This window comes from Psychrobacter sp. FME6 (genome assembly GCF_014861365.1).
Taxonomy (GTDB): Bacteria; Pseudomonadota; Gammaproteobacteria; order Pseudomonadales; family Moraxellaceae; genus Psychrobacter.
Window position 1 is genome coordinate 1 of record NZ_RRYW01000205.1, and the last position, 1,236, is coordinate 1,236.

Here is a 1,236-nt window from a genome sequence, read left to right on the forward strand (position 1 = left end):
CGTATCAGCAAGCATTTAATCTAAACGGCAGTTACACAGAATTCGGGATGGTCTCTTGATTTTGGAAAACGCAATACCTGATAGTTTGTCCCTATCAGGTATTGCGGCCTGACTCAGGTAAATCAGTCTCTAATATACTCGGGGGTGGTTCAAATAAGCAGTTACACAGAGACCATCCCAGATTCTGTATAACTGCTTAATGCTATTTTTAATTAGTAACTCCATGTAAACGTCTTAGTGGCTAGCTCCTCTTCTGTCTCATAGTCTAATAGAGTTAAATCAACACGTTCAGGATAAGCCATTCCATCCTCAATACGATAGTAACCTGTACCATGAGGTTTTATTGTTTTCGTAGTTAGCTTCTCTGCTAAAGCCTCATCTTGAACTTCTAGTGTACACTGCTCATTAGGGACAATACTGCTATCATGTTCTTGGATATAACGATTAAGATGGCTATTCAATGGAAACCAACAAGGGTTTTTACTCGAACCACGGTTAATAACAGACAAGGGAAATCTTTTTGTTTCAAAATCATAGCTACCTAACGTGGCCATATCCGTTTGAATCACGATACCCATCAGGCCTTTTTTAGCCTGCTCTTGTTCATACTCAAAGCCTTCGCTTTGTGGCATCAACTTAACCTTCACACGATACGGTTTTTCATACTTCGCCATTTCAGCATGCATTTTAGGCTTAAGTTCTTCGGCCATAGCTTCTTTCTTTTGAGTGTCTTGTTCGTTAGCATATTCTGGATAAATTATTCTTAAACGCCTTTCATCAAACATTTTTTCAGGATATTGGGCTACTGCTAAATATGCCAAATAATTAGAATCTGTTTCTTTATTAATATCCTGGTATAAGGAAGGATTAAAACCTTGATTGTTAACCTCTGAACCCTCTACTACAGCTGTCTTATTAGATGTCTGGGTATCGACCGCTTTAGCACTCTCATCAATAACAGTTGCTTCACTGCTATTAGCAGTATCAACGGATGCATTATCACTACAGCCTACTAAACCTGACGCCAGAGCTATTGCCGATAATATCGAGTTGTTTACTTTCATTGAGAGTTTCCTTATAAGTGTATAGAGTTAAATATATTAGATTACACCTGAGATGCAATACCGAATTCGAGGTAAAAAAAAGACCTAAATGCGCTAGTATCAAAGTTTTTATCCACTGACCAAAGTGAGATTGCAACCATGAACTATACACATCTAAGCCTAGGTGAACGAT

1 protein-coding gene is annotated in these 1,236 nt (G+C 38.3%); it reads right to left on the reverse strand.

What is annotated here, in order from left to right:
• Positions 1-212: 212 nt before the first annotated feature.
• Entirely contained in the window at positions 213-1,064 is an 852-nt protein-coding gene (locus EI162_RS14235) for a hypothetical protein (RefSeq protein WP_192524952.1), read from the reverse strand.
• Positions 1,065-1,236: the final 172 nt, after the last annotated feature.